Annotated in this window: 18 protein-coding genes; 8 read left to right on the top strand and 10 right to left on the bottom strand. The window is 62.4% G+C overall.

Going from position 1 to position 17,858, the window contains the following annotated elements; all coding sequences use genetic code 11:
• Window positions 1-128: 128 nt before the first annotated feature.
• From C0V76_RS18330 to C0V76_RS18355, 6 genes are all read left to right on the top strand, one after another.
• On the top strand, window positions 129-395 hold the full coding sequence (locus C0V76_RS18330; protein WP_101944350.1) for a hypothetical protein: 267 nt from the start codon (window positions 129-131) through the stop codon (window positions 393-395).
• A gap of 95 nt (window positions 396-490) precedes the next feature.
• Window positions 491-1,198 carry a response regulator transcription factor gene (locus C0V76_RS18335; protein WP_368506657.1) on the top strand — a complete coding sequence of 236 codons (708 nt, stop codon included), beginning with the start codon at window positions 491-493 and terminating at the stop codon, window positions 1,196-1,198.
• Window positions 1,182-2,570 (top strand): sensor histidine kinase, encoded by a 1,389-nt coding sequence (locus C0V76_RS18340; RefSeq protein ID WP_101944351.1) that lies wholly within the window; start codon window positions 1,182-1,184, stop codon window positions 2,568-2,570. Before C0V76_RS18335 ends, C0V76_RS18340 begins: the two co-directional genes overlap by 17 nt.
• Window positions 2,571-2,603: 33 nt before the next feature.
• On the top strand, window positions 2,604-4,265 hold the full coding sequence (locus tag C0V76_RS18345; RefSeq protein WP_256376436.1) for a tetratricopeptide repeat protein: 1,662 nt from the start codon (window positions 2,604-2,606) through the stop codon (window positions 4,263-4,265).
• Window positions 4,266-4,271: 6 nt separating this feature from the next.
• Window positions 4,272-5,744 (top strand): tetratricopeptide repeat protein, encoded by a 1,473-nt coding sequence (locus C0V76_RS18350; protein ID WP_101944353.1) that lies wholly within the window; start codon window positions 4,272-4,274, stop codon window positions 5,742-5,744.
• A gap of 38 nt (window positions 5,745-5,782) precedes the next feature.
• Window positions 5,783-7,462 carry a tetratricopeptide repeat protein gene (locus tag C0V76_RS18355; protein ID WP_101944354.1) on the top strand — a complete coding sequence of 560 codons (1,680 nt, stop codon included), beginning with the start codon at window positions 5,783-5,785 and terminating at the stop codon, window positions 7,460-7,462.
• Here the strand turns inward: C0V76_RS18355 and C0V76_RS18360 are convergent.
• From C0V76_RS18360 to C0V76_RS18380, 5 genes are all read right to left on the bottom strand, one after another.
• Window positions 7,426-8,166 carry a pseudouridine synthase gene (locus tag C0V76_RS18360; RefSeq protein WP_101944355.1) on the bottom strand — a complete coding sequence of 247 codons (741 nt, stop codon included), beginning with the start codon at window positions 8,164-8,166 and terminating at the stop codon, window positions 7,426-7,428. The two genes, C0V76_RS18355 and C0V76_RS18360, sit on opposite strands and share 37 nt — an antisense overlap.
• Window positions 8,166-8,459 (bottom strand): YidH family protein, encoded by a 294-nt coding sequence (locus C0V76_RS18365; protein WP_101944356.1) that lies wholly within the window; start codon window positions 8,457-8,459, stop codon window positions 8,166-8,168. Before C0V76_RS18365 ends, C0V76_RS18360 begins: the two co-directional genes overlap by 1 nt.
• A 3-nt stretch (window positions 8,460-8,462) precedes the next feature.
• A complete protein-coding gene (locus C0V76_RS18370; protein WP_158239285.1) occupies window positions 8,463-8,888 on the bottom strand; it encodes an SCP2 domain-containing protein in 426 nt (141 codons plus the stop codon).
• Window positions 8,878-9,762: a U32 family peptidase gene (locus C0V76_RS18375; RefSeq protein WP_101944358.1), complete on the bottom strand. Its 885-nt coding sequence runs from the start codon at window positions 9,760-9,762 to the stop codon at window positions 8,878-8,880. The genes C0V76_RS18370 and C0V76_RS18375 overlap by 11 nt, the downstream gene beginning before the upstream one ends.
• Before the next feature lie 102 nt (window positions 9,763-9,864).
• Window positions 9,865-10,872, bottom strand: a complete 1,008-nt coding sequence (locus C0V76_RS18380) for a peptidase U32 family protein (RefSeq protein ID WP_101944359.1) — start codon at window positions 10,870-10,872, stop codon at window positions 9,865-9,867.
• A gap of 188 nt (window positions 10,873-11,060) precedes the next feature.
• On the opposite strand from C0V76_RS18380, the gene C0V76_RS18385 reads away from it, so the two are divergent.
• Entirely contained in the window at window positions 11,061-12,224 is a 1,164-nt protein-coding gene (locus tag C0V76_RS18385; RefSeq protein ID WP_101944360.1) for an oligogalacturonate lyase family protein, read from the top strand.
• A gap of 283 nt (window positions 12,225-12,507) precedes the next feature.
• Window positions 12,508-13,671, top strand: a complete 1,164-nt coding sequence (locus C0V76_RS18390) for a porin (RefSeq protein WP_158239286.1) — start codon at window positions 12,508-12,510, stop codon at window positions 13,669-13,671.
• Window positions 13,672-14,233: 562 nt separating this feature from the next.
• On the opposite strand, the gene C0V76_RS18395 is transcribed toward C0V76_RS18390, so the two are convergent.
• From C0V76_RS18395 to C0V76_RS18415, 5 genes are all read right to left on the bottom strand, one after another.
• Window positions 14,234-14,788, bottom strand: a complete 555-nt coding sequence (locus C0V76_RS18395; RefSeq protein WP_101944362.1) for a phasin family protein — start codon at window positions 14,786-14,788, stop codon at window positions 14,234-14,236.
• 318 nt (window positions 14,789-15,106) lie between these two features.
• Complete coding sequence (lptA, locus tag C0V76_RS18400) at window positions 15,107-15,649, bottom strand: lipopolysaccharide transport periplasmic protein LptA (RefSeq protein ID WP_101944363.1); 543 nt, start codon at window positions 15,647-15,649, stop codon at window positions 15,107-15,109.
• A gap of 16 nt (window positions 15,650-15,665) precedes the next feature.
• Window positions 15,666-16,241, bottom strand: a complete 576-nt coding sequence (lptC, locus tag C0V76_RS18405) for an LPS export ABC transporter periplasmic protein LptC (protein WP_158239287.1) — start codon at window positions 16,239-16,241, stop codon at window positions 15,666-15,668.
• Window positions 16,238-16,777: an HAD family hydrolase gene (locus C0V76_RS18410; protein ID WP_101944365.1), complete on the bottom strand. Its 540-nt coding sequence runs from the start codon at window positions 16,775-16,777 to the stop codon at window positions 16,238-16,240. The genes lptC and C0V76_RS18410 overlap by 4 nt, the downstream gene beginning before the upstream one ends.
• The gene (locus C0V76_RS18415; protein ID WP_216821795.1) at window positions 16,777-17,778 is read right to left on the bottom strand and encodes an SIS domain-containing protein; all 1,002 of its coding nucleotides are present in this window, start codon (window positions 17,776-17,778) and stop codon (window positions 16,777-16,779) included. Before C0V76_RS18415 ends, C0V76_RS18410 begins: the two co-directional genes overlap by 1 nt.
• Between the last annotated feature and the right edge of the window lie 80 nt (window positions 17,779-17,858).

Raw genomic sequence — 17,858 nt, forward strand, 5'->3', positions numbered from 1 at the left:
AAGGGCAGGTGGTGTCAGCTCGCTGTCAGTCTGGCCTCAGGCTGTGGTCAGCTTCAATCCTTAATCTGCAGTGGTCGGACACGCGCTCAAGCAAGTCCGCCACTCAACCAGATACGAGGAATTGCCAAATGACCAAGATCACCCTGAGCGTTGTTGCCCTGGCTTTCGCAGCCTCCACCGCTTTTGCCGCCGAAACGCCGGCTGCTCCGGTCAAGGCGGTGGCCAAGACCGAAAAGGCAACCTCCACCGTGAGCACCGGGAAGACCACCGCTCCCGCGCTGCACAAGGTGGCAAGCACCGAGAAGAAGACTGAGGCGAAGTCTTCGGCCAGTACTTCGACGCCTGCCGCTCCGGCACCGGCGGCTTCCGCACCTGTAGCGCCGGCCAAGAAGTAAATGTCTGAGGGGTCGCGCAAGCGGCTCAAGCCAGCACAAGCGCCCGCCACCTCCACGGGCGTTTGTGCTTTTCTGGCACCATATGAACTCTTAATTTGAAAGCCCTGAACATGCGCGTCATGCTGGTGGAAGACGATCCTGCGCTGGCCGATACGATCTCGCGTGCCCTGCAGAGCCAGGCCGACGCGCAGGTCGACTGGACCGCCAAGGGCGAGCCAGTGGCCAACTCCCTGCAGGCGGATGACTACGACCTGCTGGTGCTGGATATCGGCCTGCCCGGCATTGACGGTTTCGAAGTGCTGCGCCGGGTGCGTGCCGCGGGCTTGCGCCTGCCGGTGCTGGTGCTGACTGGGCGCGAGGCGATCGATGATCGCGTGCATGGCCTTGAACTGGGCGCGGACGACTACATGGTCAAGCCCTTTGCCCTGCCCGAAATGGTGGCGCGCGCCAAGGCGCTGGTGCGGCGTGCACGCGGCCAGTCTGCCGGGGCGCAGACCACGGTTGGCAAGTTGGTACTGGATGCGGCCGCGCGACGGGCCTGGGTGGCCGGGCTGGAGATTGAGCTTCCGGCGCGCGAATGGCAGCTGCTCGAATACTTCCTGCGCCATCTCGGCAAGGTGGTCAGCAAGGAGCATCTGGTCAGCTCGCTATCGGGCTGGGAGGGGGACGTGAGCGAGAACGCCGTGGAAGTCTACGTTTCCCGTTTGCGTACCAAGCTGACCGATTCCGGTTTGCGCATCCGTACTGTGCGCGGTTTCGGTTACATGCTCGAAGAAGAGCCGATCGATGCTGCGCAAGCTTAGCGGCAGCCTGCGTCGGCGCCTTGCGCTGATCCTGCTGCCGATTCTGCTGGCGCTGCTGCTGGCCAGCGCTGCCGTGCAATACCTGTTGGCGGTGCGCCCGATGCAGCGCGAATTCGATCGCGCCATGAACGACGTCGCGGTGGCGCTGGCCGAGCACTTCGTGGTGGACGACACCGGCGATACCGGCTTCCAGCTTTCTGACGAGGCCGCCGCATTGCTGGACGCAGACGCCCTGGACTACAACTGGTACGCCGCTTTCAACGAGCGTTTCGAGCGCATCGCAGGTGAGAGCGGCCTGCTGTGGCCGGGAAATGTCGTCAAACGTGGCGAGCCGTATTACTTTGACGCGCAGGTCAACGAGCGCCCGGTGCGTGCCGTAGCCATTCTGAAGGCCTGCGGTGCACTTGACTGCGGCGTGGTGCTGGCGGCCACCCTGCGCAAGCGAGGCCGCCTGATCCGCGACATGCAGCTCTCCGCCCTCGTGCCGGTGGCGCTTGTGGGCAGCGTGGCTTTTGCCCTGGTGTGGTTCGGGTTGGGCAGTGGTTTGCGGCCGCTGGTGCGCCTCTCACGCGAGATTGAGCGGCGCTCGCCGCGTGAGCTTTCGCCAGTGAAATTGCGTGACGCGCCGGATGAAGTCCAGCCCCTGGTGACGGCGGTGAATCGCCTGATGCAGCAGTTGGGCGAGGCCAACCAGGCCCAGCAGGCATTCCTTGCCACAGCAGCGCATCAGTTGCGCACGCCGCTGGCCGGGCTGCAATCGCGCATCGAGCTGGCGCAGCTGGAAACGAAGGACCCCGAGAGCCGCGGCCGCCTTGGTGAAATCCACGAATCCGCCGTGCGCTCGGCGCGTCTGGCGGTGCAACTGCTATCTCTGGCGCGCGCCGAACCCGGGGCCAGTAGTACAGACGCTCATGTGCCGACCGATCTGGCCAAACTGGCCGGTGAACTCGTCAATGAATGGGTCCCCCGGGCGATCGAGGGCGGCATTGATCTGGGCTTTGAGCTTGGGACCGCCCCTTTGAATGGATCTCCTTTGCTGTTGCGTGAGGCTATGGCCAATCTTCTTCACAACGCGCTCGAATATGTTCCGCGTGGTGGTTGCGTGACCTTGCGCACCGGAGCCGATGCCACGCAGGTCTGGCTGGAGGTCGAGGATGATGGCCCGGGCATTCCGCCTGAGCAGCGCGGCCGAGTGCTGGAGCGTTTCGCCCGCTTGCCCGACTCTCCGGGTGGTGGCAGCGGCCTTGGCCTGGCCATCGTGCGCGAGATCGTCGAGGGGCATCAAGGCCGCCTGATCCTGGGGGCTGGCGCGGATGGGCGTGGTCTGAGGGTCAGGATCGAGATCGGGCAGGTGAATACGGCTGCCTTATAATGGCCCACCGTTTTTCAGGATGGCATGCCGTTCATGGCCGTAAATCCGTTGTCATTCGTTATCGACAATCTGTTGGCCACTGCATTCTCCTTGTATCAGCAAGGTAAATTGCCCGAGGCTGCACAGCGCTGTCGCTCCGTCCTGCAGATGGAGGCTCGTTCTGTCGATGCACTCAATCTGTTGGGCCTGATTCTGAGCGAGACGGGCCAGGAAGCCTCCGCCGAAGCCTGCTTCCGTGAGGCGCTGCGGCATCAGCCTGAGACCGCCGAGATCTGGCTCAATCTGGGCATGCTGCTCAAGGCCACGGGCCGTTTCACCGAAGCACTGGAAGCCTACGACAAGGCTTTGCATGGCTGGCCGGACATGGCTGCTGCGCATTTCAACCGTGGCAATCTCCTGCGCGAACTAGGTCGCCCGCAGGAGGCCGTCGAGGCCTTCGTGCAGGCCGTGCGCTGCGATCCGCAGGATCCCGATGCTTACAACAACTGCGCCACCTTGCTGCAAAAAGTGCGTCGGCATGAGGAGGCTGTTGCCTGGTTTGACAGGGCTTTGCGCATTGCGCCGGACAATCTCGATCTGCATGTCGGCAAGGCCGCTTCGCTCGAACAGCTTGGACGGCGAGAGGAAGCCGGCGCAATTTTCGAGCGCGTCCTTGTGTTCCAGCCCGAGCATGTAGAAGCGACCGTGGGGCGAGGACTGGTGCTCGAAGCTGCGGCGCAGACCGAGGCCGCGCTGGAGTGCTTCACGCGTGCCGCCCAGCGTGATCCGGCGCACTATGCCGCGCACTGGAATGCGGCGCTGTGCCTGCTCAAGCTCGGGCGCTACCGGGAAGGCTGGCCGCTGTACGAATGGCGCTTGCAGGAGCCTCGGGAGTTGGCTTTACGCCAGCTGACCGAGCCCCGCTGGCAAGGCGAGCCGCTCGCCGGCAGAACCTTGCTCGTTCACGCCGAGCAAGGTTTGGGCGATACGCTGCAGTTCTGCCGCTTCCTGCCTCAGCTGGTTAGCCAGGACACGAATATCGTCTTCGAATTGCAGGCGGGGTTGTTGCCGCTGCTGGAAGGGCGCCCCGGGATGGGGAGGCTTGTGGCGCAGGGCGAGCCACTGCCGGAGTTTGATCTGCATTGCGAGCTGATCAGCCTGCCCTTGTTGCTGGATGTGACGCTGGACACGCTGCCTGTTTCCGGACCTTATCTCGATGTTCGTCAGGCACGGCTTGATGTCTGGGCTCGTCGCCTGGGCCCGGCTACCGCGCCGAGGATTGCCTTGGTCTGGCGGACGACCACACCGGGTGACCGAATCAAGTCCCTATCGGTCGATCAGCTTGCGCCGCTCCTGGCGACGGGAATGGAGTTCCATGTTGCGCAGAAGGTGGTCTCCGATGAGGAGCGCCGCTATCTGGCGGATTTTCCGAATGTATTCCTCCATGATGATGCGCTCGGTGATTTTGAAGACACCGCCGCGCTGCTCTCACAGATGGACCGCGTGATATCGATTGATACCTCGGTCGCGCACCTGGCCGGGGGCTTGGGCCGTGAGGCCTGGATCCTGCTGCCGTTCGCTGCAGACTGGCGCTGGCTCGAGGGACGCTACGACAGCCCCTGGTATCCGTCTGCGCGATTGTTCCGGCAAACCACTCCTGGTGATTGGCAGGGAGTTGTTGCTGCACTGACCGGCGTGCTGAATGAACAGGGCTGAGTGAGCATGAATATCTTTGCGTCACCCCCACAGGGGCAGTACACGCCGGAGCAGGCCTTTCGGCTGGCGCTTGAGCATGCGGAGAGCGGCCGCCTGGTACAGGCAGAGCAATTGCTGCGCCGGTTGCTGGCCGTGGCGCCCGGCAACCCCGTCGTGTTCGAAGCCCTGGCTTCCGTGCTGCAGGGCTTGGGCCGGCTGAGCGAAGCGCTGGCCATGATTCGCGGCGCACTGGCGATCCGGCCGGACTCCCCTTCCGCGCACAACACCCATGCGTTGATCTTGCTGGCTGAAGGTGAGCGGCGGGCCGCCCTCGCTGCGTTCGAACAGGCCTTGCGCCTCGCGCCTGATTATTTCGAGGCGCTGGTCAATCGTGCCAACCTGTTGAGCGATCTGCACCGTTTTGAAGAAGCTCTGGCTGCGCTTGATCTTGCCATCCGCCAGCAGCCGGCGCTGGCCTTGCTGCATAACAACCGGGGCCTGGTGTTGCAGGATATGCGTCGCTTCGACGAAGCCCTGGCGGCTTATGGAGAAGCCCGGCGCCTTGCGCCGGAGTTTGCCGAAGCCCGCTGGAACGAAGCCCGCTGCCGACTGCTGACGGGGGATTTTCTGGAGGGCTGGCGCCTGCACGAGGCGCGCTGGCAGGTCGATGGTTTCGCTGCCGCGCGCAATTTTTCGCAACCACTGTGGCTGGGTGACACGGACCTTGCTGGCAAGACCATCCTGTTGCATGGCGAGCAGGGTTTTGGTGATTCGCTGCAGTTCGCCCGTTATGTTCCGCTGGTGGCTGCACGAGGTGCGCGGGTGCTGCTCGAAGTGCGTCAGGGCCTGCGCTCGCTGCTTGAATCGGTGGCCGGCGTTGCCGAGGTGATCGATGCGGGCGACTCGCTGCCGATTTTTGATTGTCATTGCCCCTTGATGACCTTGCCGCTGGCCTTTGGCACCTGCCTCGAAAGCATTCCGGCGGAGGTGCCTTATCTTGGCGTATCGGCCGAGCGTAACCTGTGCTGGCGTGAGCACCTGGCCCACTTGCCGCAGGGTTTGAAGATCGGGATTGCCTGGGCAGGAAATCCCGCCCACCGCAACGATTTCAACCGCTCGATGCCGTTGGCAAGCCTTGAGCCCCTGCTGCGTTCGGGCGCCCATTTCGTTTCGCTGCAGAAGGCGCCTACGGAGGCTGAGCGTGGCCTGCTGGTGAAGTTCGGCGTGGCGGACTTCAGTGCCGAGATCAATGATTTTCTCGATACGGCTGCACTGATCGAGCAACTTGATCTGGTCATCTCGGTCGATTCGGCTGCTGCGCATCTGGCTGGCGCGCTGGGCAAGCCGCTGTGGCTGGCTTTGCCTTTCGTGGGCGAGTGGCGCTGGCTGCTGGATCGTGCGGACAGCCCCTGGTATCCCACCGCCCGCTTGTTCCGTCAGGGCTCGCCGGGGGACTGGCAGGGCCTGGTTGCACAGATGCGGCAGGCACTGCCAGCCTGATCTGCCCACCGCCATTTTGGGCTTTAGAGAGAGATTTCATGACGTATCTGATGAACATCATTCATGGTCTGCTTGAGCAAGCCGTGCAGAGTTACGCGCAAGGCGAGCTGGCGGTCAGCGAGGCACGGTGCAAGTCCGTGTTGCAGATGGCGCCCGCAGCCGCGGATGCGCTCAACCTGCTGGGCCTGATCGCGGGTGACCGTGGTCAGGACGAAGCCGCAGAGCGGTTTTTTCGCGATGCGCAGCGGGCAGATCCGGAGCATCCGGGGCCGTGGATCAATCTCGGCATGCTCTTGCGGCGCAAGAGCCGGCTGGAGGAGGCGCTCGCCTGCTATGACAATGCAATTCGCTTGCATGCCAGCCTGGCTTCGGTACATTTCAATCGCGCCAACCTGCTTGAGCAGATGCAGCGCCTTGAGGAGGCCGAGGCAGCCTATCTGCGCGCTATCGAACTGGAGCCGGGCGATGTGGCTGCTTACAACAATTGCGGGGCTCTGCTCTGGAAAAACAAGCGCTTCGAGGACTCCCTGCCGTTCTTCGAACGGGCCCTGGCGCTAGAGCCGGGCAATGCCGAGGCTTGGTTGAACAAAGGGAGCTCGCTCAAGGATCTGGGGCGGATTGACGAGGCGCTGGAAGCCTTTGCCGAAGCCCGGCGCCTGCGGCCAGCCTTTTCCGAGGCCAGTTTCAATCTGGCTTGCTCGCTGCATGCCATGGGTAAGGTCGATGAGGCGTTGGCCGCTTATGCCGAAGCGCGCAATGATCCTGCCGGTTTTGCCGAGGCGACCTGGAATGAAGCCCTGTGTCGTCTGCTCAAGGGCGATTACGCCGAGGGCTGGCGTCTCTATGAATCACGCTGGCTTTCGTGCCGTTTCCCACCGCCCCGCCAGTTCCCGCAGCCACTGTGGGCGGGGGAGGCGGATCTGGCCGGCAAGACCATCCTGCTGCACGCCGAGCAGGGATTTGGTGATGCCATTCAGTTTGTGCGCTATGCCCCGTTGGTGGCTGAGCGCGGTGCCCGGGTCATCCTCGCGGCCCATTCGGAATTGATTCCCTTGTTTGAATCGGTGGAGGGGGCTGCTGCCGTACTGAACGATAAAGAGACCTTGCCGGCCTTCGATCTGCATTGCCCCCTGATGTCATTGCCGCGAGCTTTCAGGACGGAGCTGGATACTATTCCTGCCCGCGCTTCCTATCTGGCCGTGACGCCGCCGCGCCGTACTGTCTGGCAGGCGCGTCTGCAAGATTTGTCTGCCGGTTTGCGGATCGGTCTGGCTTGGGCCGGCAATCCGGCCAATGTCGAGGATGCCAAGCGTTCGATGCCTTTGGCCGCGCTCGAACCACTGCTCCGGGCTTGCCAGGCGAGCGGAAGCACAATCGTGTCGTTGCAGAAGGCCTTGACCGAGGATGACCGTGAGCGCCTGGAGGCTTTCGGCGGGCGGGACTTTGCCGCGGACCGGAATGACTTTCTCGATACCGCCGCACTGGTCGAGCAGCTGGATCTGGTGATCTCGGTGGATTCCGCTGCAGCGCACCTGGCAGGCGCACTTGGCAAGCCCGTCTGGATAGCGCTATGCACGACGGCGGACTGGCGCTGGCTGCAGGAGCGCAGTGATAGCCCCTGGTATCCCAGTGCGCGCCTGTTCCGTCAGACGCAGGCTGGCGACTGGAGCGGAGTCGTCGCTCAGTTGGTCGTGGCCTTGGCGGGCTTCAGACCGTAAGCCAAGCCGGTTTGCGCAAGGACTGCTGAAAAAGCAGGATCCAGCGGCGCCTCCAGGTCCAGCGTGTGCTGGCTAAGCGGATGCGGAAGACGCAGGTGGGTACAGGCCAGCAGCATTCGCTCGCTGCCGAACTGGGTGGTGAAGAAACGGTTGTGCACGCCCTTGCCGTGGGTGGCATCGCCGATGATCGGATGGGCGATGTGCTTGAGATGGCGGCGGATCTGGTGGCGGCGGCCGGTCTCCGGGAACAGGCGCAGCAGGGCGTAGCGGCTCGCCGGATATCGATCCACCGCAAAGGGAAGCTCCACCGTGGCCAAGCGCTCGAAGCGGGTGCAGGCCTCCTGCGCGGGCTCCTCCTCGGGGCGGGATTCGTAGGGGTCGTACTGGCGCGTGAGCGGATGGTCGATCACGCCTTGCGCCTCGGGCCAGCCTCGCACCACGGCCAGATATTCCTTTTCTACCTCGTTGCGCTCGAAGGCCTGGCCTGCGAGCGCCAGCGTGTCGCGGTCCAGTGCGAACAGCAGCACCCCCGACGTGCCGCGATCAAGCCGATGCACCGGCCACACCATGCGCCCGATCTGGTCGCGCAGCAGCTGGATGGCGAAGCGCGTTTCGTGGCGATCGATCTCCGAGCGGTGCACCAGCAGCTTGGCAGGCTTGTTGATCGCAATGAGGTGTTCGTCGCGATAGAGGATGTCCAGCATCAGGCTTCGGTCTTCTGGCGCACCTGCTTGATGCTGCGCTGGGTGCGGAGAAAGCGCCAGACGCCGAACACTCCCAGCCCGATGCCCGCTGTAATGGAGGCAATGCCCAGCCAGTACAGGTGACCCGCAGGGAAAAAGTGCAGCAGGGTGGCGCCGCCAACTGCGAGCGTCACGGCGCTGCGCAGGTAGGCGAGCAGGGTGTTTTCGTTGGCCAGGAGCGTCCGGTCGATGGCCAGCTCGTCGCGCAGGATCAGCTCGCTCTGCCGGAAGCGGGCGTAGGGCTCATCCGCCATGCGTCAGGCGACCAACTTGCTGAACCAAGCGGGCGGCTCGATCGAGTCGAGCAGGTTCTTGAGGGTCAGGCCCAGCTCGGTGTCGCCCTCGATACGCAGCTTGCGCTGGAAGAAGAGCGTGTCCGGGTCTTCCGTGCGGCGCAGCAGTTTCAGGTAATCGGCGGTCGCTGCGCGGAAGCTCACATCTGCCTCAGCATCTGCAGGAGCCGGGCGGAAATGGCCGTTCACGTAGCGCAGGGTGGCGCGAGCCCCCAGATCCTCGATCACGATGCGCAGCGTGCGCCCTTCTAGGAAGCTGAAGTCCGCGTCCAGTTGCTTTGTGAAGCGGGCGAGCTCCAGGCTGGCGCAGAGCACATCACTCCACGGGCGCTGGGGCAGCTTCGGGCCGATTTCGGCGAGAAATTTTGGCGGGCGTAGTTCAGCAAACATGCTCTTCTCCAAGCCGGATGCCTTCGCGGCCCAGCCAGTAACCATCGCAGAGTTCGGCCGGAGCAAGTCCGGCCAGTTGCGTGGAGTCTAGCGCAGCGCCGTCAAGCGCGGCACGATGCAGGCGCACGATTTCGGCGGTGTGGCGGGCCTGCGGGCTGATGCGCAGGCCCGTGACGCCGGCCGCGGCGAAGCCAGCCAGATGCGGCAGCAGCGCCTGCACGGCGCCGGACTGGGTCTGAATACCGTTGATGGCGAGGAAGTGCTGGCCCTCGCGGGTATCCAGCGCGAGGCCGTCCGGAAACTCCAGACAACGGAACTGGCAATCGTCCTTCTTCAGGTTGAAGTGGCGGGCGGTGAAGCAGCGCGCCGAAAAGGCCAGCGGCAGGCGTCCCCAGGCAAACAATTCGGTTTCGATGGTGCCCGCATCTTGCAGCAATTGCTGCAGACGCTCGCCGCTCATCTCCACTGGAGGCACCCAGCGCTGCGCACCCATGTCCGCCATGAGCTTCAGTGTGCTGGCGTTGTAGATGTTGAGATGCGGGCCGGCCACCCAGCGGCCGCCGCGCAACAACTGCACGGCGCCGAGGTCGTTGGCTTCGACGAGGAATTCACCATTGCCGCAGAGGCGGCGCAGGGTCTTGAGTTCGCTTTCGGATTCAAGCAGCGCCTGGCAGGAGAGCACCACTTCCTTGCCTGCCTGGGCCAGTTCTCGGGCCAGCCCGAGCCAGTCATCCAGCCGCACCTGCTGGCGGCGGCTGCACACCACTTCGCCAAGGTGAATGGTATCGACGGCCCAGTCCGCCGCTTCGCGGTAGAAGGCGAGGGCGTCCTCACGGGGCCAGAAGTAGAGCAGGGGGCCGAGGGTCAGTTTCATGCTGTTATCCGTAGCCCGGATGAAGGCCGCAGGCCACATTCCGGGAGTGTGTCGTGATGGGCTTGGCCCCGGACTTCGCGGCGCTGCATCCGGGCTAAGATTTCATTTCCAGGGGCGCAGATAGGCCCCCAGGGTGACGTGCTGGCCTTCGGACACCTTGCCCAGCGCCGCATCCCAGGCAGGTTTGGGTGCAAAACGGGCTGGATCGGCACAGGCCGCGTCGAGGGCGGCTCTCAATGTGCGGGTGACCTCGGCCACATAGGCCGGGCTGCGCTGGCGGCCTTCAACCTTGATCGCCGCCACGCCGATGCGGAGCAGGTCCGGCAGCGCGCTGACGATGTTCAGGCTGGTCGGCTCTTCCAGCGCGTAATAAGTTTCGTGATTGACCTCGAAGCGGCCCTTGCACAGGGTCGGGTAGCCGGCCGGCTCATCGGCCTTGTACTGGTCGATCAAGATGCCTGAGAGGCGAGCCTCCGTACCGGAGGGGGTTTCCACCCAGCGCACCGCCTTGGCCGGGGAACACACCCCGGCGGTATTCGGTGATTCACCCGTGGCGTAGCTGGAGAGCAGGCAGCGCCCCTCCACCATCACACACAGGCTGCCGAAGCCGAAGACCTCGATCTCCACATCGGTATGGGCGATCACATGCTCCACCTGCGGCAGGGTCAGCACGCGCGGCAGCACGGCGCGCTGGATGCCGAACAGGTCGCGGCACAGGTTGATGGCCTCGTAATTGGTCGCCGAGCCTTGCACCGAGAGGTGACGCCGCAACTGCGGATGGGTGCGAGTGGCGTAATCCAGCAGTCCCATGTCTGCCAGGATCACTGCATCCACGCCAAGCTCCGCGGCCGTATCGATGGCCTTGTGCCAGCGAGGCTCTTCGCCTGCCTGGGCAAAGGTGTTGATGGCCATCAGCACCTTGCGACCCTTGCCGTGCGCGTAGCGGATGCCTTCGCGGGCGGTGGAAAGATCGAAATTCAGACCGCTGAAGTTGCGGGCGTTGGTCGCCGCATCCTTGAGCCCCATGTAGACCGTATCGGCCCCGTTATCCACGGCGGCCTTGAGTGCCGGCAGGCCGCCGGCCGGGCACACCAGCTCGGGTTTGAGCATTGCGTTCGATCCCCTGAAAACAGGCGCCAAGCTTAGTGGAGCCCCCTGTGCAATGGCCTTGCCTTGGGTCAAGCGATCCCGTCGGAGCTTACATTCTTGCTGGCGTGGTTAAAGATTTCGGGCGCCCTTGCCGTAAAATGCCAGACTTTCTGCGGAGCCGGTTCTGCAGATTTTTCTTGGGGAACACCATGGCCAAGGGCGATACCATCCAGCTGAAATTCGAAGACTTCACCGATTCCGATACGGGCGCGCGCGTGACGCGTCTGACCCCGGTTGACGTGACCTGCCACCGTAACTACTTCTATCAGAAGTGTTTTACCAACGATGGCTCGAAGCTGCTGTTTGGTGGCCTCTTTGACAACGGTAGCTGGAATGCCTACCTGCTCGACCTCAAGACACAAACCGCGCGCCAGCTTACGGATGGCGTCGGCAAGGTCGACAATACCTTCGGCAACTTCCTCTCGCCAGACGATAAGTATCTCTATTACGTGAAGGGCGGCCGCGAGCTGCGTCGCGTCAATCTCGACTCGCTGGTCGAAGAGGTGCTCTACACCGTGCCGGCAGGGTACAAGGGCTACGGCACCTGGGTGGCTAATACCGAATGTACCAAGCTGGTCGGTATCGAAGTGGTTGAAGGCGACCTGCTGCCGCTCAAGACCTGGGAAGAGTTTGCCGTGCAGTACCACAACAAGCCGCGTTGCCGCCTGGTGAAGATCGATATAGCCACCGGCACCAGCAGCGTGATCTTCGAGCAGGCCAAGTGGATGGGCCACCCGCTGTATCGCCCCTTCGACGACAGCACCGTGGCCTACTGCCATGAGGGCCCGCATGATCTGGTCGATGCGCGCATGTGGTTCGTCAATGAAGATGGCACGAACGTCCGCAAGGTCAAGGAGCACGAAGAAGGCGAGAGCTGCACGCATGAGTTCTTCACGCCGGACGGCTCGAAGATGATCTACGTGTCTTACAAGAAGGGCAGCACCGAGCGCTGGATCTGTGCCGCAGACCCGATCACGCTCAAGAATGAAGCCCTACTCACGATGCCTGCCTGCTCGCACCTGTATTCGAACTACGACGGCACGCTTGCCGTGGGCGATGGCTGCGATACGCCTCCGGATGTGTCTGACACCTCCGCTCACGAGCATGAGAACGACCCCTTCCTGTACATGTTCGACCTCAAGGCCAAGACCACCAAGAAGATCTGCAAGCACAGCTCGTCGTGGAAAGTGTACAAGGAAGACCGTCAGGTCACGCATCCGCACCCTTCCTTTACGCCGGATGACAAGCGGGTGCTGTTTACTTCTGATTTTGAAGGCGAGCCCGCACTCTATCTGGCAGATCTGCCTGCCTGATCGCTTGCTAGAAGCTGCATTCATGACACCGGGGCCTGTGCCCCGGTGTTTTTTTGTGGCTCGGGATATGCTCAGCTGATGTGTTTTTGACTGGGTGGAATTATGTTTCTGTTGCACGCCTGCAACAGGGGCGGCGCCAAATCTCGTCTGCGGGAGACTTTGTGTTGCCGTGAGTCATAGCCACTTGCCAGAATCAGCCCAACTTCTCGAATCGCGAGAGGTGGGATGGGAGAGCAAGGTAGCAACTGCCATGCCCCCGTACTTCAACTGTGAGGAGAAACTCATGCAGAAGAAACTCATTGCTCTGGCAGTCGCCGGCCTGATGTCTGGCGCCGCTTTCGCTCAAACTTCCGTGACCATCGGCGGTAAGGTTGATGCCGGTTATCAATTCAAGAAGACTGCCAACGCTGATTCCAGCGGCGGCTCCACCGGTGGCAAGACCACCGAAACCCTGTCGGATGGCAGCGCTTCCACCTCGCGCATCACCGTCAGCGCCAAGGAAACCATCAACAGCGATCTGGAGGCCGGTGTCAGCATCGATCTGCGCTTCTCTGACTTCTTCGATGGCAAGGCCACCAACAACAGCACCACCTCCACCGTTGCCGGTGTGGGCGGTCTGACCTCCAACGATAAGAAGGCCGTGTACCTGAGCAGCAAGATGCTTGGTCGCGTGCAGTGGGGCGTGCAGAACTTCGGTGACGACTTCTACGTCGCCAGCAAGCCTTACATGGTTGAGCCGAAGGATCTGGAATTCGTCAAGTACGGCATCTCCACCTACCGCATGACCGCGCTGACCAACCGTACCACCCAGTACCTGACCCCGACCCTGAGCCTCGGCTCCTTCAAGATCGGTGGCCAAGCCATCTACGCGATCGGCGACAACCGCAAGGGCGGCAACAACAACGTTGATGCAACCGGCAGCGGCGACGTTCTGGGCGGTGGCTTCCAGTTCGCCTTCGGCAAGGTGGTGAACGGTGGTTACGACTATGTGAGCCGCACCAGCACCGGCGTGACCGATGCAACCGAAGATGGCATGCGCTTCCAACGCGCCTTCGTGTCGGTGTTCCCGATTGGTGGTCTGAAGCTGGCTGGTACCTACTCCACCCAGAATGGTCGCGCTCGCGCTATCAACACCGCCTATCAGGACAAGATCACCAACGCCGTCGTGTCGTACAACTTCAACGACAAGGCTTCCGTCGGTGTCGAGTACTCGATCGTGCGTGACGTCGGCAGCAACCGTAACAGCGGCCATGGCTGGATGATGGGCGGCGCTTACTTCCTGACCAAGAGCGTGTACGTCTACGGCGCTGTGCAGAAGAGCGATTGGGAACGCAACGAAAACAGCGTGGGTGGCTATGACGGCACCGCCGATGCTTTTGGTGCAACCCGTTCCGCTACCAAGCGCGACGAGCGTTACACCCGCGTGGGCTTCGTGAAGGAGTTCTGATCCTTCCTCCGGAAGTGTCAAACGACTTGAAAAGGCAGCCTTCGGGCTGCCTTTTTTTGTGCCTGATTTTGTGTTGCTTGTTGTACGGGTTGAGGTAGGTTTTATAGGCGCCCGCTCCATGAGAGACAGTCTCTGGAGCAAGTGTTGCCTGAGGGTTTGATACCGTCAGTAGATGCGGCTCGGTGTGAGCCGCTCTCTGTCTGGATGCGGGGCTTTGTTCTTTGCACCCTGAACTTTGGCGCAAGTGAGTGGCTATCTGCGACGCAAGGGATGAGCTACCTCCCTTGAGGGGGCTCTCCGATGCTGTGCTATTGGGCTGTGAGCGGAGCTCAGGAAATGCATCTTTCCGAGCAAACGGAACTTCCAGCGCACAGGTCTGAGCCGCCATGTTTTGTGGGGTTCAGGAGGCCGGATGCAGGGGGTTGCTGTGGTGGGCCGGTGGCTGCGATCACAAGCCAAGCCCAGTGGGCGAGAGTATTACAGACGTAAAAAACCCGCAGTCATTGCGACTGCGGGTCTGAAAGCCCGGCGGTTGCAGCCGGGGCCCGATGACGGGTGTGGCTCAGGCGACCTTCTTGGCCTTCGGAGCGGCGCTGCCGACAGCCTTTACCGTGGCGGTGGTGGCGGCGGCAACATTGGCTTCAGCGATCTCGGCAACCTGCTTGGCGGCCTTGTTGATGCTGTCGTAAGCCGAATTGGCGGCGGCGATGGCGGATTTGACGGCGGCTACGGCGACGTCTGAACCTGCAGGCGCCGACTTGGCGGCCTTATCCAGCGCCGCTGAGACGTTTTTGTTTACTTCCGACATTTGCGACTCGAGAATCTTGCCGATGTCTTCCTGAGCGGCTGCGCTGATTTCGTAGACGCTACGGCCGTAGGAGACGATCTTTTCGATGGTCGGCTGAGCCAGTGCGCTCTGCAGCGAGACCAATTCCTGCGCATCCTTGGCGCCGAGCAGAGTCTTGGCGTTGGAAACGCTTTCTTCCAGCAGGGTACGTGCGGTGTTGAGGTTGAGGGTGGCCAGTTTTTCGGCGCTTGCAAAGGCGGTATTGGCAAACGTCAGGGCGGCTTCGATGGAGGCTTTGTTGGCGATGCTGATTTGATCGGGAAGGGACATGGTGATCTCCTGAGTCAGGTTCAATTCGGTTGAGCAGAACTGCTACGGGCGCTACGCATGTGCTGCCGGATCAAACTTTTGTTGCGCCGCACAACCCGAATTATATGGAGGAGAAACCGACAGTCAAGAAGTTTTTGCTGCACCGCAGCAAGTACGGGCGGAGAAGGTTTTTTAACCATACTCTTTGTCAGAGCAGGGGTTGCGGCGCGTACCCTGGGAGAGATAGCAGCAGAATTTGCTGTGCTGCCGCAGTCTTTTAGACTGTGTCCAGAAGGGCAGGCGCTGGCGCGCAGTGCGCGCCGCGCAAGAGGTCTGGCTTTAGGGCTTACGCGCGGGCTGGGCGCTGCGCGGGGCGATGATGACCGTGACTCCGTCACTGCTCTTGCTGACACCGCTGCTCGGCTGGGCGCTTAGGGTGTAGAGCTCGGTGTAGCCGTTGTATTCGATGTAAGGGCCGCGGCTTTCATTGGGGCCGCTGCGAACCTGGGCCCGGACGAAGAGGCGGGCTGTGTCAGTGCGGCCATCGTATTCGATGCGCTCTGCTTCGCCCTCAATGTATTCGTCGCGTCCTTCTCGTTTCTGGCGAAAGCGAGCGAGGCCATCCTTGCCACCGGTAGCGACGCCTTTCTGAAAGCCTTCTGCGTCCTGACTCACAACAAGCTTGTCGGTTGTGATTTCCAGAGTGCCTTGGACGAGGCGAACGTTCTCCTCAAAGATCTGCACCTTGTTGCGGTCGTCCGCACTGGCTTTGCTAGCCTTGATGGTGACTGGTTTTTCGCGGTCGGCCTTTTCGGCAAGGGCGATGCCCGGTAGCGCGGCAAGGCAGAGGGCAAGAGCGGTGATGCGGAGGCTGATGGGCATGGGGCGCTCGCAGGCTTCAGTGAGTAGTGGATTTCGGCGGGAGGGTGGCCTGAACGCTGGAGTGCAGGTTGAGCATCCCGGTCAGATTGTTCCAGTCAGCGCCCACGGCTTCTACACGATTTTTACCGTGGGTGAAGAGCACGGGTTGCGGCGTGCGGGCAATTTCATCATCGACCCAGACCGTGAGTTCGTCAGTGTCGAGGGTTTGTGCGGCCGAATCTGCCGTGGCGGGGCGTTCGCCTCGCACTTTGCCGAACAGCAGCACGGTGCGCTGGCGATTGTCGGCATGCGCCTGTTCACTGCGGAATTCCATGTTGCGGGATTCGTGCAGGAAGGTGATGTGCGGGGTTTCGATGTCGGCGGTGTCATCGTCCGGGTAGTGGGTGAGCTTCTTTGCCGTCAGGCGAGAACTCAGCTTGCCGCTGATGTCGAAGCGATCAACCTGGAAGTTGTTCACGATCGCATCAGGGTCGTGCCGGCCCTTGCCGAGACCGCTCTGACTCTCGTTGCGCACGACGTATTCGAGCCAGAAGCTGGCCGCGGCCAGCAGGGCGACAATGATTAGCGGGAATAACGATGAGATGCGTTTCATGTTTGCAGGTACTGGCGCAGCATGGGCTCGAGCTTGCCCTGGGCCGACAGGATGAAATCGCATACCTCGCGTACGGCGCCGCGGCCACCGCCCTTGGTGGCGATGTAGTCGACATGTTCGCGCACGAATTCGTGGCCGTCAGCCACCGTGGCAGAAAAGCCGCAAGCCCTCAGGATTGGCAGGTCAACCACGTCGTCGCCCATGTAACCGGTGTGCTCGGAGGCCATATCAAGCGAGGTGCGTAGCTCGCGCATGACAGCACGCTTGTCGTGCACTCCCTGGAACAGGTGACGGATGCCGAGGTTTTCGGCACGGCGTTCAACCATCGCGGACTTGCGTCCGGTGATGATGGCAACGATGACTCCAGCTTCCTGCAGCATCTTCAGGCCGTGACCGTCGAGACTGGAGAAGACCTTGATCTCGTCACCGTTCGGGGTGAAGTAGAGGTCTCCATTGGTCAGGACGCCGTCAACATCGAAGGCCATCAGGCGCAGGCGGCTGGCGTGTTCGGCAGAAAAATTGGCGGGCTGGCTCATCAGATGACCTTGGCGTTCATGAGGTCGAGCGTGTTGAAGGCGCCGACGAGTTGTTGCTTGGCATCGACGACCAGCACCTGGCTGATGCGGTGGCGATCCATCATTTCGGCGGCTTCCACGGCCAGTGCGTCGGGCCCGATGCCACGCGGATTGCGATGCATGACTTCGGTGATCTTAAGGCCTTTGATGTCCGTCCCGCGTTCGAGCAGACGGCGCAGGTCGCCATCGGTAAAGATGCCTATGGCCCGGCCTGCCGCATCTACGACGGCGGTCATGCCCAGGCCCTTGCGCGACATTTCCAGCAGTGCTTCGGCAAAGCTGGCTGATTCCGGAACCTGCGGGATGGCGTCGCCGCTGCGCATGATGTCGCGCACATGAGTCAGCAGACGGCGGCCCAACGCACCGCCCGGATGTGAGCGGGCGAAATCTTCGGGGCCGAAGCCGCGCGCTTCGAGGAGCGCCACGGCCAGCGCATCTCCCATGGCGAGGGTGGCGGTAGTGCTGGCGGTGGGGGCGAGGTTCAACGGGCAGGCCTCTTCGGCCACGCCGGTATCCAGATGAGCGTCGGCGAGGCGGGCGAGCGGAGAGTCTGGTTTCCCTGTCATGGCGATCAGGCCGGCGCCCATGCGCTTGACCAAGGGCACGATGACCAGCAGTTCTTCAGCCGTACCGGAATTGGAGATGGCGATCAGCACGTCATGCGGCTGGATCATGCCCAGGTCGCCATGCGAGGCTTCGCCTGGATGCACGAAGAAGGATGGCGTGCCGGTACTGGCCAGCGTGGCGGCGATCTTGCGGCCGATGTGCCCGGACTTGCCCATGCCGCTCACCACCACGCGTCCGCGCGAGGCCAGGATCAGATTGGTGGCGCGCACGAAATCGTCACCGAGACGTGCTTCGAGTGCGCTGACGGCAGCTGCCTCGATGGCGAGCACGCGATGCGCAGTGGCAAGTGCTTTCACCGGGTCGGCGGCGTTGTTCGTCGGGGCAGTTGGGGTCATGGCGGGGCTGCGGTTAAACTGAGCGGCGAGTATAACAAAGCCGCTCATCGCCCCGCTTGCCCGGCCGGGTGCCGGCATAG

It is taken from the genome of Uliginosibacterium sp. TH139 (assembly GCF_002855595.1).
Lineage (GTDB): Bacteria > Pseudomonadota > Gammaproteobacteria > Burkholderiales > Rhodocyclaceae > Uliginosibacterium > Uliginosibacterium aquaticum.

What these genes read in the sequence shown, in the direction of transcription:
- C0V76_RS18330 (WP_101944350.1), top strand. Translation starts at nt 129, where the DNA reads ATGACCAAGATCACCCTGAGCGTTGTTGCCCTGGCTTTCGCAGCCTCC.
- C0V76_RS18340 (WP_101944351.1), top strand. Translation starts at nt 1,182, where the DNA reads ATGCTGCGCAAGCTTAGCGGCAGCCTGCGTCGGCGCCTTGCGCTGATC.
- C0V76_RS18345 (WP_256376436.1), top strand. Translation starts at nt 2,604, where the DNA reads ATGGCCGTAAATCCGTTGTCATTCGTTATCGACAATCTGTTGGCCACT.
- C0V76_RS18350 (WP_101944353.1), top strand. Translation starts at nt 4,272, where the DNA reads ATGAATATCTTTGCGTCACCCCCACAGGGGCAGTACACGCCGGAGCAG.
- C0V76_RS18355 (WP_101944354.1), top strand. Translation starts at nt 5,783, where the DNA reads ATGACGTATCTGATGAACATCATTCATGGTCTGCTTGAGCAAGCCGTG.
- C0V76_RS18360 (WP_101944355.1), bottom strand. Translation starts at nt 8,166, where the DNA reads ATGCTGGACATCCTCTATCGCGACGAACACCTCATTGCGATCAACAAG.
- C0V76_RS18365 (WP_101944356.1), bottom strand. Translation starts at nt 8,459, where the DNA reads ATGGCGGATGAGCCCTACGCCCGCTTCCGGCAGAGCGAGCTGATCCTG.
- C0V76_RS18370 (WP_158239285.1), bottom strand. Translation starts at nt 8,888, where the DNA reads ATGTTTGCTGAACTACGCCCGCCAAAATTTCTCGCCGAAATCGGCCCG.
- C0V76_RS18375 (WP_101944358.1), bottom strand. Translation starts at nt 9,762, where the DNA reads ATGAAACTGACCCTCGGCCCCCTGCTCTACTTCTGGCCCCGTGAGGAC.
- C0V76_RS18380 (WP_101944359.1), bottom strand. Translation starts at nt 10,872, where the DNA reads ATGCTCAAACCCGAGCTGGTGTGCCCGGCCGGCGGCCTGCCGGCACTC.
- C0V76_RS18385 (WP_101944360.1), top strand. Translation starts at nt 11,061, where the DNA reads ATGGCCAAGGGCGATACCATCCAGCTGAAATTCGAAGACTTCACCGAT.
- C0V76_RS18390 (WP_158239286.1), top strand. Translation starts at nt 12,508, where the DNA reads ATGCAGAAGAAACTCATTGCTCTGGCAGTCGCCGGCCTGATGTCTGGC.
- C0V76_RS18395 (WP_101944362.1), bottom strand. Translation starts at nt 14,788, where the DNA reads ATGTCCCTTCCCGATCAAATCAGCATCGCCAACAAAGCCTCCATCGAA.
- lptA (WP_101944363.1), bottom strand. Translation starts at nt 15,649, where the DNA reads ATGCCCATCAGCCTCCGCATCACCGCTCTTGCCCTCTGCCTTGCCGCG.
- lptC (WP_158239287.1), bottom strand. Translation starts at nt 16,241, where the DNA reads ATGAAACGCATCTCATCGTTATTCCCGCTAATCATTGTCGCCCTGCTG.
- C0V76_RS18410 (WP_101944365.1), bottom strand. Translation starts at nt 16,777, where the DNA reads ATGAGCCAGCCCGCCAATTTTTCTGCCGAACACGCCAGCCGCCTGCGC.
- C0V76_RS18415 (WP_216821795.1), bottom strand. Translation starts at nt 17,778, where the DNA reads ATGACCCCAACTGCCCCGACGAACAACGCCGCCGACCCGGTGAAAGCA.